Annotated in this window: 12 protein-coding genes; 6 read left to right on the plus strand and 6 right to left on the minus strand. The window is 59.6% G+C overall.

The annotated features are described in order from the left end of the window. Positions 1-6 precede the first annotated feature (6 nt). From VEZ52_RS07430 to topA, 4 genes are all read right to left on the minus strand, one after another. Positions 7-1,119 (minus strand): efflux RND transporter periplasmic adaptor subunit, encoded by a 1,113-nt coding sequence (locus VEZ52_RS07430; RefSeq protein ID WP_324836264.1) that lies wholly within the window; start codon positions 1,117-1,119, stop codon positions 7-9. A 356-nt stretch (positions 1,120-1,475) separates the two neighbouring features. Further along, on the minus strand, positions 1,476-2,117 hold the full coding sequence (locus VEZ52_RS07435; protein WP_324836265.1) for a thioredoxin: 642 nt from the start codon (positions 2,115-2,117) through the stop codon (positions 1,476-1,478). A gap of 213 nt (positions 2,118-2,330) precedes the next feature. Further along, entirely contained in the window at positions 2,331-3,491 is a 1,161-nt protein-coding gene (locus VEZ52_RS07440; RefSeq protein WP_324836266.1) for an XdhC family protein, read from the minus strand. Then, positions 3,484-5,724 carry a type I DNA topoisomerase gene (gene topA / locus VEZ52_RS07445; RefSeq protein WP_324836267.1) on the minus strand — a complete coding sequence of 747 codons (2,241 nt, stop codon included), beginning with the start codon at positions 5,722-5,724 and terminating at the stop codon, positions 3,484-3,486. Before topA ends, VEZ52_RS07440 begins: the two co-directional genes overlap by 8 nt. Positions 5,725-6,118: 394 nt before the next feature. On the opposite strand from topA, the gene VEZ52_RS07450 reads away from it, so the two are divergent. From VEZ52_RS07450 to VEZ52_RS07475, 6 genes are all read left to right on the plus strand, one after another. Further along, complete coding sequence (locus VEZ52_RS07450; protein WP_324836268.1) at positions 6,119-6,829, plus strand: hypothetical protein; 711 nt, start codon at positions 6,119-6,121, stop codon at positions 6,827-6,829. Positions 6,830-6,951: 122 nt separating this feature from the next. After that, positions 6,952-7,587, plus strand: a complete 636-nt coding sequence (gene traT, locus VEZ52_RS07455) for a complement resistance protein TraT (protein WP_324836269.1) — start codon at positions 6,952-6,954, stop codon at positions 7,585-7,587. A 241-nt stretch (positions 7,588-7,828) separates the two neighbouring features. Continuing rightward, on the plus strand, positions 7,829-8,962 hold the full coding sequence (locus VEZ52_RS07460) for a hypothetical protein (RefSeq protein WP_324836270.1): 1,134 nt from the start codon (positions 7,829-7,831) through the stop codon (positions 8,960-8,962). 12 nt (positions 8,963-8,974) lie between these two features. Further along, the gene (locus VEZ52_RS07465) at positions 8,975-10,702 is read left to right on the plus strand and encodes a glycosyltransferase family 9 protein (protein ID WP_324836271.1); all 1,728 of its coding nucleotides are present in this window, start codon (positions 8,975-8,977) and stop codon (positions 10,700-10,702) included. Between the two features lie 57 nt (positions 10,703-10,759). Continuing rightward, positions 10,760-11,365: a hypothetical protein gene (locus VEZ52_RS07470; RefSeq protein WP_022657611.1), complete on the plus strand. Its 606-nt coding sequence runs from the start codon at positions 10,760-10,762 to the stop codon at positions 11,363-11,365. 15 nt (positions 11,366-11,380) lie between these two features. After that, positions 11,381-11,704 (plus strand): hypothetical protein, encoded by a 324-nt coding sequence (locus VEZ52_RS07475; RefSeq protein ID WP_192112181.1) that lies wholly within the window; start codon positions 11,381-11,383, stop codon positions 11,702-11,704. A 390-nt stretch (positions 11,705-12,094) separates the two neighbouring features. Here VEZ52_RS07475 and thiE read toward each other — a convergent pair whose 3' ends face one another. Together thiE and VEZ52_RS07485 are read right to left on the minus strand one after the other, a co-directional pair. Then, positions 12,095-12,742 (minus strand): thiamine phosphate synthase, encoded by a 648-nt coding sequence (gene thiE, locus VEZ52_RS07480; protein ID WP_324836272.1) that lies wholly within the window; start codon positions 12,740-12,742, stop codon positions 12,095-12,097. A 17-nt stretch (positions 12,743-12,759) separates the two neighbouring features. After that, entirely contained in the window at positions 12,760-13,806 is a 1,047-nt protein-coding gene (locus tag VEZ52_RS07485) for a DUF362 domain-containing protein (protein WP_324836273.1), read from the minus strand. Positions 13,807-14,026 lie beyond the last annotated feature (220 nt).

The following is a 14,026-nucleotide window of genomic DNA, read 5'->3' on the forward strand; positions in this document are numbered from 1 at the left end:
TGCTACCTACTTCTTCGGCGCGGCATCCTGGGGCTGCTGCCCACCGGCTTGCTGCACGCGCACTTGAGTCCCGGGGCGGGCTTTGATGATACCTTCACTGATGATGCGTTCCCCACCCTTGAGGCCGGAACCCACCAGATATTGATCTCCCACAGCCACAGTCACAGTGATGGGAATGGGGTAGACCTTGTCGTCCTTGTCCAGCCCCATGACCACGGTACCCTTCTGGGTCACGACAACGCACTTTTGCGGAATAAGAATGGCGTTCTTGAGAATGTCGCCTTCCACAAACAGGCGCACATACTGCCCGGGCATGATCTGCCCGTCGGCATTGGGAAACACCGCGCGGGCCTTGATAACGCCCGTTGTGGGCTGCACCTGGCTGTCGATAAAGGTCACTTCGCCTTCCGTGCCGTACATGGTGCCGTCCAGCAGGCGCAACTTGGCCTTGTAGCGGTTGTCCTTGGGGAACGCCAAAATGCCCGAGGCTGCAAGCTGCTGGCGCAGCATGCGGTCAGGCGCGGCAATGGAAAAGTCAATGTACATGGGGTCTGTCTGGTTCACATAGGTAAGCAGCGAATTGTTGCTCACCAGGTTGCCGGGGGTGTAGTTTTCCTTGCTGCTGTAGCCGGAAACAGGCGCCACCACCTGGCAGTAATCCAGATTGATCTTGGCCTGACGCAGGGATGCCTTGGCGCTGTCGTAAGCGGCCAGGGCAGAATCGCGGTCTTTCTGCGAAACGGCGTTCTTTTCGTACAGGGGGCGAATACGCTTCCATTCACGTTCCGCGTTCACGTACTGGGCCTGGGCCTGCTGCACCTGGGCTTCGTACTGATCGCGTTCAAGCTGGAACATCTGCTGCCCTGCCTTAACGAAATCACCTTCGTTATACAGACGCTTTTCAATAATACCCTGAACGCGGGCACGCACTTCAACAGCGCGTGAACCTGAGGCCTGCGCCTGGAACTGGCTGGGCCAGGAGGCATCGCCAACGGTTACTTCAACAGCCGACACCGGCAAGCGCATGTCGGGCTGTCCTTTTTTGTCGCTCTCGCAGGCGACCAGGGCAAGGCAAAGCCCCAATACAACTGAAATTTTTGCAATAGGTCTGATACTCATGAATAACTCCATATGGCGTGGCGCGCGGCGCTCAAAACACGCACGGCGTAACGGCGGCGGCTTAATTTTCCACCGAGACGGGTCATCGCTAAACGTCGTTCCTGGGGGGGATCAGCATGAAAGATTTGGCGCGAACAAGCGCCTCATGACGCGTTGGGGGCGTCATACGGCCCCAGCCTGATAAACTCACCGACAATTGCAGTAAACCACCCCTTTAAAAAGCACAGTTCAGGCCAAAAAGCAATGTATCGGGCGGTTTCGCAGCCAAAGGTTGGAAACGATTATTCTGTGTAATTTCAGATAGTTACGATATCGTGGTATTTTTTTATAACATACTGAAATTATTAACTATTTTTTTAAGAAAATTCTCCATCAGAATCAGGGGTTTCACTCTTTTCAAAGTACTCCCTGATGTGTCTGGCATTGGCACTTGCGCTGTCCAGAAAGATCACCCACCATACGGTATCCTTGAACAGCTCCATGCGCTTGAACTTGTGTCGCTCGTCAGTCATGCGCAGCACTGTTATCTCCAGCTGCTTCTCTGCGCCGTTTTCGCCCATAAAGACAATCCTCAGGCCAGCACGCAGCATGACGCGCAGATCTGCCGGGGAATACTGGGTAAGTATTCTGCCCGCCACATCGGTGGCCTTGAGGAAACTGGTGGCCTGGGCGGATGAAATGCCCACCTTGCGCACATCGCCGTTGATCAGCAGCTCCACACGCTTGATGTTGGCCAGATTGATGCGGCTGCGGTTGATGACCTTGCCATCGCGCAGCACACGGTAATAACACGCTCCGATTTCCTCAGAAACGCCCATAACAACGGTGGCGCTTACATCAGGATAAAAAACGCCTATGCTTGCCGTCATGCCGGAGGCCCTGGCAATATCGCCCTTCTCTTCTGCGATGCAGCGCAGATGGCGCGCAGTACGCATCCTGGCATTCACGTAAATGCCTACAAGCAGGAGAAACAGCAGGGCGACAATTGTGAGGGTCATGCAAAGCGCCTTGGAGGGTAAGGGATAACGTATCTGCGCACCCGGCAATCCGGCAGCAGGCATCTGCGCGGCTGAGCGGCGCACACTCGCCTTTCAGGGCATGGCAACACCTGAAAAGCTCTTCTACGGCAGACAAAACCTGCCTGCCCGCATTGCCCGGCAAAATTTTTGAAAATTCTTGCCGGGCAGTTAACTTATTTCATTGTCAACGTTCTAGTCGTCAAACCGCAGGCGCATCAGGGTTCCCGCACGAGCGGCCAGCAGCTCGGCCACAATGGAAACTGCAATCTGCTGCGGGGTTTCCGCCTCAATGGATAGGCCAATGGGGCAGCATACGGCAGCCAGCTCCGCATCCGGCACCCCCTGTTTGCGCAAAGCGGCATACACCTGTTCGCGTTTGGTTCTGCTGCCGATCATGCCCACATACTGGGCATGACTTGTCAGGGCCTGAGCCAGGGCCTCTCGGTCAAAACTGTGCCCGCGCGTGATAATGGCCACAAAATGTCTGCGCCCGATGTCGCAGGTCTGCACAAGATTTTCGTAACCCGGCAAAACCCGGCAATGGCGGGCCATGGGGAAGCGCCCCGCATTGGAAAACTCCTCGCGGTCGTCCACCACATCCACCACAAAACCGCAGGAATGGGCCAGCCGCGCAACTTCCAGCGACACATGCCCGCCGCCGCACAGCAAGAGCACAGGCGGCGCATCCAGAGGCTCCACGTAAAAGATGCGTCCGTCCACGTCTACCAGACCGGGGCGGGCCTTGCGCGTTTCCAGCAGGGGGCTTACCGCGTCCAGCCCCACGGTCACGCCGTCGGGCTGAACGGCATGCTCCGGCAAGGCGTCCACAAACAGCCGCCTCTGCGGGGTTTCCGCCTCGCCATGCAGCGAAACGCCGTCCTGGCGCAGTTCAACCAGCCATGCACCCCGACCCCCCAGCCGCAACACTTCTGCCGCGAGGGCGAACATTTCAGCCTGACGTGGTGCAAGCACCTCGCACAGCACTTCCATGCCGCCGCCGCAGATCATGTCGCTGTTGGGCGTAAAGCCGCTCATGTCGCACGAAACACGCGCAGAAAGGCCGCTTGCAAGGCTGTTGCGGGCCGCTTCCATGGCGCGGGCTTCAAGCAGGCCGCCGCCCACTGTTCCTTCAAATCCGTTGCGCGTCTGAAGGGCACGGGTTCCGGCTTCGCGCGGGGCAGATCCTGTGCGGCTCACCACGGTCACAAGCACCAGAGGTTCGCCCCCCGCCAGCAGAGCCGCAGCACGGGCTTCAAGCGTATCTTCCCACGGGGTTGTCACCAGAGATTCCGGCGTGCCCTTGGGGCCTTCGCCGTCTGAAGGCAACAGAGAGGCCTCGTTTTTCTTACCCATCTCCATCCTCCTTCACATAGCCGCACCCTTTGACAGGGCAGATGACCTTTGCGCCATCGCGGCTTTTCTTTTCAATCAGATAGGGCGAATTGCACCGTGGGCAGGGGCCGGGCACGGGCTTGTCCCACAGGGCAAAATCACACTGGGGGTACTGGTCGCATGAATAGAATATCTTGCCGCGCTTGGTGCTTTTTTCAACCAGCGAGCCCTTGCCGCAACGCGGGCAAGGCACCCCGGTGGAAAGCGGAGCCGCGTACCTGCAATCGGGATAGCCCGTGCAGGCAATGAAACTGCTGCCCGTGCGGGACTTCTTGATCACCAGGTCTTTGCCGCACTGCGGGCAGTCCCCCACCTTTTCATACTGGGGTTTTTCCTGGGCCACGGCTTCCACGGTGCCGTCTTCCGTGCGCTCAAAATTGCTGGTGTAGCGGCATTCCGGATAGCCGGAACAGGCCAGAAAAGCCCCGGCCTTGCCAAACTTGATGAGCAGATCCTTGCCGCACTCCGGGCAGGGCAGGTTTGCGGGCATGCCCCCCTTGAGGCTCTTCATATTTTTGGACGCAGCCGCCAGCGTGGGATTGAAATCTTCCGAGAAACGCCGCAGCAGTTCGACCCACTGTTCCTGACCTTCGGCTACCTTGTCCAGGTTTTCTTCCATCTGGGCGGTGAAACCCACATCCATGAGCTTGCCAAAATGCTCCACAAGCTGGGTGCACACCACGCGCCCAAGGTCGGTGGGCACAAAATGGCGTTCCTTCAGGCTCACGTATTCCCTGTCCTGAAGGGTGGAAATAATGGCCGCATAGGTGGAAGGACGCCCGATGCCCAGTTCTTCCAGCTCGCGCACAAGGCTTGCTTCGCTGAAGCGGGCCGGGGGCTGGGTGAACTTCTGCTCCTTGTCGAGCTTTTCGAGCGTGAGCGTCTGCCCTGCTGTCAGAGGCGGCAGTTCGGCGTCCGCCTCATCTTTGCCGCGCGGCATGGCCGCCAGAAAACCTGGGAACAGCAGGCGCTCGCCCTTGGCCTTCCACTGCGTGTGCGCGCAGGCAATACTGACCGTGGTGTCGTGAAAGCGCGCCCCGGCCATCTGCGAGGCCACAAAACGCGACCAGATGAGCCGATAAAGATTGTACTGCTCCGGCGGCAGGTGAGTTTTCACCTCGTCGGGCGTGATGGTCACGTCAACAGGGCGGATGGCTTCATGCGCGTCCTGCGCGCCGCCCTTGGCCTTGTAGACCCTGGCCCGCTTGGGCAGATATTCCTTGCCAAAGTTGCCCTCAATAAAGGCCTTGGCCGCATCGCGGGCTTCATCGGCAATGCGTGTGGAGTCGGTACGCATGTAGGTGATGAGTGCCGTAAGCCCCCTGTCGCCCAGTTCAACGCCTTCGTACAGACGCTGGGCAATATTCATGGTGCGCTTGGCAGTGTACGAAAGGCGCTGGTTGGCAGCCTGCTGCAAGGTTGAGGTAATGAAAGGCGGCTGCGGGGCGCGTTCGCGCTCTTTTTCTTCCACGCTTTCCACCACAAAGGGCTTGCCCGCCATGGCGTCTTCAATATCCTTGGCCTGTGCCGCATTGCTTACCACGGCCTTTTTGCCGCCCACCTTGGCAAGCTCGGCCTTGAACGGCGGCGGCACGTCCGCTGCCAGCAGAACCTTGAACAGCCAGTATTCTTCAGGCTTGAAGACTTCGCGGGCCTCCTCGCGCTCAACAATGAGGCGCAGGGCCACCGACTGCACGCGCCCGGCAGAAATGCCGCGCTTGATGGATTTCCACAGCAGGGGCGAAATTTTGTAGCCCACCAGACGATCCAGCACACGGCGGGCCTGCTGGGCGTCAAAAAGATGCCCGTTCAGTTCGCGCGGATGCGCCAGGGCTTCTTTCACAGCCTTGGCTGTGATTTCGTTGAACTGGATACGTTTGATATCCTTGGCTTTGTCGCGGATAAGCTCCGCCACATGCCAGGCAATGGCCTCTCCCTCGCGGTCGGGGTCGGGCGCGAGATATACGGTATCGGCCTTGGAAGCGGCAGCGCGGAGTTCGCTGACCACATTCTTTTTATTGTCTATAACCTCGTAGTGCGGCGCAAAGTCGTTGGCTTCGTCCACACCAAGAGAGCTGGACGGCAGGTCGCGCACATGGCCAACACTGGCCTGCACCATGTACTGCGGCCCCAGAAACTTCTTGATGGTCTTCACCTTGGCTGGTGATTCCACAATGATAAGCTGTTTGCCCATGCTGCCCCTCGGTTATCTCGTGCTTGTCGGCAAAAGACGTGCGGCCCTGTTAACGCTCACGCCATCGCGTGGCTGCCGCGCGCACCCTGCACCGTCACTTATATGGTTGCCAGCGCGGCGTTTTCACGCAATTTTTCCTGCGTGCAATCGCAACGCAACACGCCCGCGCAACGATTATTTTCCGTTGCCAAAATCCATTGCAGCGACATAACGCCCCGTTGGCGGCCATGCGCGACACAACCAATAGCGTCAAGTACGAAGCATTTGTCAAGTCCTGACCTGTCTCAGTTCCATACGCCAACACCGCATACCCAGGGGGCAACCGTGCCAAACTGGACAGCAAGGCCGATCTGCGCTATTTATGATAGTGTCGTTCAAAATTGCAAGGAAGCATATGCCAATCTGTTTTCTGCCTCGTAACTTTGCCGCTGCTCTGTGCCTGCTGATCATGTTTGCTTTTGGCGCGGGTTGCGCAACGCATCAGGATCAGCCGGGCGCTCCCCCTGCCGCAGATTCCGGAGCGCAGCCAGGCAGCGGTGCAGACGTTTCTGATGCGCCGCTGCAAAGTGTGCAGGTGCGCAAAGGGCAGACCGTGCACGTGACCGTGAGCGGCGGCGATGCCACGTTCAACGCCGACTTTGAATCCATGCTCACGAGTTATTTGCAGAGCGAAAAAGATCTGACCCCCGCCGATTCTGCGCAAAAGGCAGACCTGCTCATACGCGTGAAGGTGGAGGACATCTACCCTCTGGGTTCGCGCAACGCGCCGGTGAGCGCAGGGCATGCCCTGGGTTCAACCGCCACAGGGGCCGTGCTGGGCGTGCTGCTTGGCGGCGCAACCGGCGGCAGAAGCGGGGCAGCCTGGGGAGCAGGCGCCGGAGCGGCTCTTGGCCTGGGCGCGGCCCTGCTGGACAGTTCCGGCAAAAGCAAAATATGGGGAATGAAAGCTCTCGTGGGCGTGGGCCGCAACGGACGGGAACCGTCAGATGCGGACATGCACCGCACCTCGGTGCGTGCTGAAGGAGCCAACATGGGCAAGGAGGAAATCCTGCCCGCCCTAGAGGACACCTTAAGCCGAAAAATTCTCGAGTCGCTGCGCTCCTGATTTCGCGCCAACGCTATCCGCATTCCGGCCCTCGCCCGGCGAGGCTGGTCGCAAATATTATCTCCCCCCGAATACAACTCAGATCCGCGCCTTTTTTGGCGGCGGCATCTCAAAGGAGCCGTATGTCCTTTATCCGCTATATTCTGATACTTTGCCTGGCCTTTGCCTCCCTGTGCGGGTGCGTGCGCCAACCGGCGGACGCGGCACGTGTGGAAGTGCTGCGCCAGGGCCAGATTGAGGAGCCGGAAGCCGATGTGAACATCCATCCGGCGGTTTATGTTAACGTGCGCGACAATACCAACAAGGTATTCGGCCTGCGCACCCAGGTGGAAACATGGCTGCAACGCCAGGGCTACACGGTAGTGCCAAACCCCAGCGAGGCTGGCTATATCCTCCAGATCGTTGTGCTTTCAGCCGGCACAACCGCACCGGAAACCGCCCGCCAGGTGGTGAAAGCCGGGTATGACGCCCCCTCGCAACTGAGCGGCAAGGGCGGCACCGCCATGGTGGCGGATGTGCTGCTGGTGCAGCGCCATGTTCCCAGCACTCAGGGTTCCCGCAGTAAGAATCTCAAAAACATTGGCAAGCGCAATGCCGTTGGCAGCAGCCAGATGCGCATTGCCCTGCTCGCCCATCAGGAATTCAAGACCGGCGCGGGCATGCCCCCTGTCTTTGCCGAAACCCTTGCCAAGGAGCTGGCGACTTCCGTTCACAGCGCCAACACCGAAGAAGCACAAGCCCAACCCGCCAAGCAGTAGCCGCTTCCACGCAAAAGGCTCGGCCTGCCCCCCTACCCCATTGTCTTTCCCAAGGGCAACCGATTCTGTCGGTTGCCCTTGTCATTGACGGCGGCCCTGACGGGTTCCTGCGCCAGCGTCAGCATTCCGGCGCAGGCCCGATCCGCAAAATATAACCTGTCGTTTTACCCGCGCATATCCAGAGTTGGCACTGTACTTGCTTTTTCCTCAACGCGGAGCCTCAGCCCCGCAGGAGGAACACATGGCACTTTCCAATTTTCTGATCCGCCCCCCATCTGATGCACAAAAGGCCCAGGCGGGAGCTCCACGCCGCGCTGCGCCTGCGCAGGCCGGAAACCCCGCGTCCTTTGCCAACATCATGAGCGGCCAGACCACCAATGCGGAAAACGCCAGCACTGCCGAAATGCAGCGCGCAGGCACGGCTCTGGCCGGGAACATGGGGCAGCAGGGCATGGTACTGGCAGGGCGCTCGCCCAGCGATCTTGCCCGCACGCAGGTATTCAGCAAGGCAGAAACCGACATGCGGCAGACCAAGGCCATTGACAGCCTCATGCAGACAGTGTCCGGCGGCAACTCTACCCTTGATCTTGCCCGCAGCATGGGTACTGCCCGGCATCTGCGCTCCATGACAAGCGCCATGGACAACCGCGTCAAGGGGCTCAGCATGGGCGATTTTGTCCATTCTCGCACCCAGCCCCAGTCTCAGGCCCGCACCAAGGCCTCGCACAAGATAGAGGACATGGAGCTCGGTCAGCTTTCAGCCCGCTTTGAGTCTGGCAGCGACGGCATTGCCGCCGTGGGCTATGACCGCAACGGCGGCACCTCCTACGGCAAGTATCAGGTATCGTCACGCGCGGGCAGCCTGAAGGATTTTCTGGATTTTCTGGATACAGAAGCGCCGGATCTTTCCAAGCGCCTGCGTTCCTCCGGCCCCGGCAACACCGGCAGCCGCAAGGGCGCCATGCCCGACACATGGCGCGCCATTGCCAGCGAACAGCCGCAGCGTTTTGAAGATCTTCAGGAGGCTTTTGTGCGCCAGAGCCATTACAAACCCGCGCTGGAATCCATATCCCAGCGCATCGGCCTGAACCCCGACAAGGTTTCCACTGCCATGCGGGAGGTTATCTGGAGCACATCGGTGCAGCACGGCCCTGCGGGCGCTGCACGCATATTCGAGCGGGCGCACGCCATGAGCGGCAAGCCGACCGATGCGGCCTATGAGCGCAACCTCATTAACAACGTGTACAACATACGCGTGGGGCAGTTTGGATCTTCCGACAGCAATATTCAGGCAGCCGTGGCCAACCGCTTCAAGCAGGAAAAGGCCCTGGCCCTGAACCTCCTGAACGGCGGCAAAACCTCGGCGCTGGCATAAGGCGGCCAAGCAATGGAGACCACCTGCTCTGCGGCTGACCGCTCAGGCACCACACTGGTCATCAACCTGACGCGATTTGGCGACCTGCTGCAATGCCAGCCCCTCATTGAGGATCTGCATTGTCAGGGCCAGACCGTGCACCTGGTGTGTCTGGACAATTTTTCCAGCGCCCAGCCCCTGCTGCGCCATGTGGAGCGCATCTGGCCCTTGCCCGGCGCGCGGCTCATGGCCGACATGGACAAGGATTGGCGCATCGCAACGGCCCTTCTGCTGGAATTTGCCCGCACCGTCAGGAGCGAGGCCAGGCCCGACTGCGTTGTCAATCTGACCACCACCCTGCCTGCGCGGCTGCTCACTGGCCTGCTGGCTGGAGGGCAAGCGGACGGACAGGCCGAAATTCGCGGATTCTGCCTCGACGCGCATGGTTTTGGACAAAACAGGGGCATCTGGTCCACATTTCTGAACAGCGGCGCTACAAACCGACTGAGCGCACCCTTTAATATTGCAGATATGTTCCGCATGGTGGGCGCGCCGCACACGCAATCAGCCGCAGCCGTGCAGCCGCGCCAAGGGCTGGCCGATCCGCCGCAGGATGCACTGGATGCAGCGGATGCCCTGCTTGCCGCGGCTCCGCCGGAGACATGCGGTTTTGTGGCCATACAGCTGGGCGCAAGTGAAGCACGGCGGCAGTGGCCCGCACATTTTTTTGCCGAGGTGGGCGACCGTCTGTGGCGCGAGCGCAAGCTCTGCCCGGTGTTGCTTGGCTCACCTGCCGAACGCCCGCTGGCCGAGGCCTACGCTCAGGCAGCCCAAGGCCATTGGGTGGATGCCGTGGGCAAAACCAATCTCACCCAACTAGCGGCGTTGCTGCGCCGGTCAAAATTGTTGTTTACCAACGATACCGGCACCATGCATCTAGCTGCTGGCCTTGGGGTGCCCTGCCTGGCCATATTCCTTGCCACGGCCCAGCCTTGCGACACTGGCCCCTATCTGCCCGGATGCTGTTGTCTGGAACCTGCCCTGCCCTGCCATCCCTGCCCCTTTGGCCGCCCCTGCCCCAATAATCTGGCGTGTGTGACGCACATCAGCCCCAGGAGCGTCGAATCCCTCGCCCTGTCATGGCTTGACACTGGACGCTGGGATGCCGCCCCGCTTGACCTTGTGGGGCGCGAGGCCCGCGTGTGGCTGACGGAACAGGACGACAAGGGCTTTATGACCGTGCGTTGCCTTACGGAGCACGCCGCCGAAGATCGCAGCCTATGGCTTGCGCAGCAGCGGATTTTCTGGCGTCAGATACTTGACGAACTGGACGGCGCCGCACGGCCCGCAACGGCGGAGCAAAAGACCACGGATACCAGTCTGCCTGAAGCAAAGGCCCCTTCAGCATCTGCACACGGCACAACGCATACGGACGAATCGGCTGGTGCGTTTTCTGCCGAATTTGCGCAATGCATGGCAACATCGCTGGAGCAGGCCGCACAACTTTTTGAAATGCTTACGCAACAAGGGCAACTGCTGGGCAGGAGCCCCAAGGCAGGACAACTGTTTTTGCGTAATTGCGAACGCCTGCAAACGGTTTTTGACGCCTGCCCAGAGCTGCGCTCATTGGGAGCCTTCTGGCGTGAGTTGCGCCAGGAACGCGGCGACCGGCTGGACGACCTGCTGGAGCTTACTGCCCAGCTTGGCGCGCATTTCGTTATTTGGCGCCATAAATTTACCGATGGCACGTCATTTGCTTAAATATACTCAGAACACATTACGGTAAAATCTTCCCTGTGGGGAGAGGAGGGAACTGGAATGATAATCATAGACGGCTCACAAAGCGAAAAAAGTATTTCTGCCTTTGCCAACCTTGAAGAACTGCTCAAGGATGTCATGCAGGAAGACCAGATGACCAATCGCGTGGTAACGGACGTTCTGGTAAACAACGAAGCGTTTTCCGAGATCTATCCGCATCAGGCCGAAGACATCGCCTGCTCCGAAATTTCTTCCATTGAGGTGCGCTCCGTGCCCATGGCTGAAATGGCTGTGGATATGTCCGCCGAAATGGGCAAGGTCGCCCAGATGATGGCCCACGGCTCGCGCGAAGTGGCCCGGTTGTTCCGCGCCGCCTCCGACACGGACGCCCTGGAACTTTTTCAGGATCTGCTGGACGTGACCCGCGACTTCATGGGCATGCTGGGCGAACTGCGCGCCAACTATACAGATGGCGCTCTGCCCGATTTTGCCGAAAAAACCGAAAAATTTTCCAGCCTGCTTTCTGAAATGGGCGACGTGCTGGAGAACGAAGACTGGATTCTTCTGGCTGACCTGCTTGAATATGAATTCATCCCGCTGTGCGACGATTGGCGCGCCACCAGCGAGATTCTGCACAAGCAGGTTGCCGAACACATGGCCCAGTAGGCCTCAGGAGCTTGCATGAATCAGGGAGTATGCCTTCTTGATGAAGCGCTGAACCTTGCCCGTCTGGAAATGGCGGCACTGGAGGACGGCGCATACGACAGGGCGGTCGAGCTTGCCGAAAGGCGGGGCGAGGTGACCAGCATGGCCTGGCACATGCTGGAAGACAGCCAGGCCGACCAGTACAGAACTCACCTGATTGAACTGGCCCGTGTGCAGGATCAACTGACGGAACTTGCCACCAGGGCGCACAGCGAAATCAGGTCGCAGTTGCAACGCTCACGCCTCGAAAGCCGCCGCATGCGCGGCTACCACCGGGCAGTGGGCCAGGCGCTGCAATAGCGCTCCATGCGTTCAGAATCATAGGTGGCGGCATACGCAACAGCGTGTGCCGCCACTTTTTTTGGAGGCTGGCCTGCTCCAGGTGTAGAGTGTCAACACGTTGTTCACCCTTCCCTTCACTCGGTTTGTTGTTGTCTGGTAACTCCAGCTTTACCGATTTAGGGAGGGTGAACAACCTATTGGAACATTACATCTAGGGGCTGTTTCTAAATAAAAGATTTTGCGCCGAGGACAAGGAAAACAGTGTTTTTTACGACAGGAGTGGACTCGCTTTAGCCGTTGCGACGCAGGAAGCTACGGATAAAGACAGCAGCGCTTTTTGTCCATGACTGGAGTAAAAAATGCTGGATGACGCAGTGATCAGCCAAAAGAATTATTTAGAAACAGGCCCTACCCCACCATGCCTTCACGCATGGCCTTACGCACATCTTCCACTCTGGTGCGGATGTCGGGCGCGCCGACCAGTTCGCTCACAAGCGAGCAGCAGCGCGCGCCGTGCCGCGCGACTTCCGCAATGTTATGCCGTTTGATGCCGCCAATGGCCACAAAGGGCAAATCTCCGTTGCGGGCAATCCAATCCAGATACTCGTACCCTACGGGATCAACCACGTCTTCCTTGGTGTTGGTGGCAAAAATCGGCCCCACGCCGATGTAGTCCGCGCCAAGGCTGCGGGCTTCGCGGGCCTGCTCCGGCAGATGGGTGGAAAGGCCGATGATCATTTCCGGCCCCACGAGGCTGCGCACATCGGGAACAGGCAGATCCTCCTGCCCCACATGCACGCCGTCGGCCTGCACCAGCATGGCGATATCCACGTGGTCGTTGACGATAAAGCAGGCCCCGGCCTCCCTGGTCAGCCGCCGCAACAGGCGGCATTCCTCCAGCATAGCACCGGATTTCAGCTTTTTTTCGCGATATTGCAAAATGCGCACGCCCGCCCCCATAAGGGCGGAGACAACTTCTTCAAGCGGCCTTCCCAGTGAAAGACCGGCATCGGTGATGGCATAAATATCCGTTTCTCCAGGCAGGATTCTGGGCATACGAGGCTCCTTGGCGACTATTTTCTGAACGCCGCAACAATACGGCGAAAACAACTGTGCACAAAGCGGGCAGGATGAAAGGACGTGTGCGAAAGCTCCGCTGGCAACTGAAATCCGACAGATGAAAAATCCGGTGGGCTTCGCAGGGGAAAGACCGCCCGAATGCCGCCCTGCCCTTCTGCCGTGGCGCAGCCCCAGGCCTGACGGCGGCGCAGGGCCGCACCCAGGGGCACATCCTGAGGCGCAAGGCCCAATACTGTATACAGCGCTTCGTCCAGGGCCACGGCTGAGGCGCTGGCCCCCACCACGCCCAGGGCAAAGGGGCTGCCGTTGCTCGGCCCTGTAACATGCATGGCCGTGACGCCGTCCGCCACTGCGGCAACAGGGGGCAAGGCCGCCCACAACGCGGCAAGGCAGTCGGCAAAAAACAGGGGGTCGCGCCCCTCGCGGGCGTGGGCAAAAGCCTTGTGCAGGCCGCGCACGCAACCAAAACAGTTTTTGACGGAGAGCGTCACAAGCATCTGCGCATGGGCTTTTACCCGGGGAACCGACACAATAAAATCGCTCTCAAGCGCCAGACGCGCCACATGAAAGCGCGATCCGCCCGCCTGCAAACCAGCCTTTTGCGCCGCTTCGCCCTCAAGGGGCAGGGGCACCGGCTCCGCTGGGCCGATCTCTTCAACTTCAAGGCCCAGAGGGCGCAAAGCCGCCTCAAGCCCCACAGCCCGCGCCACGGAGGCCGCGCGTCCAAAACCCGGCGAATCCGCCACGCGCACCCGCGCCCCGTGATCCATAAGCCAGGCGCATACGGCGGCCACAACCTGCGGCGAAGCGCAGGCCAGGGGTTTTGCCAGTAAAAGATTGGGCTTTACCAGCACGCGCGCACCGGGGCGCAGGGGGCAATGTTCCGTCAGGCGGGCAGCGTCCATGACGTCGCCCACAGCCCTGCCCAAGCCGGGATCGTGGTAATCCTCTTGCTGCAACAAGGCCACGGGCAGTGAAGCCGGGGCGGCGACATGGCTGTTTTCCAGCCCGGCAGGCGGGGTATTTATACCGTTTTCCATGCCCGGACTATGCCGCCCGTCCGGCCCCTTGTAAAGACCATGGCCTTTTCAAAGGGCCGTTCTTGACGTATGCAAGGGCATCCACCTTCAGGGACAACCGACTGTAATCTGAGGATTCCATGCACGCACCCAAATTGCTGATAACCGCCCTTTTATTGACCCTGTGCTGTGCCCTGGCCTCTCCCGCCGTATTTGCGGCGGAACCGACCCCCGCCGCCAA

The organism is Desulfovibrio sp. (assembly GCF_035644575.1).
Lineage (GTDB): Bacteria > Desulfobacterota > Desulfovibrionia > Desulfovibrionales > Desulfovibrionaceae > Desulfovibrio.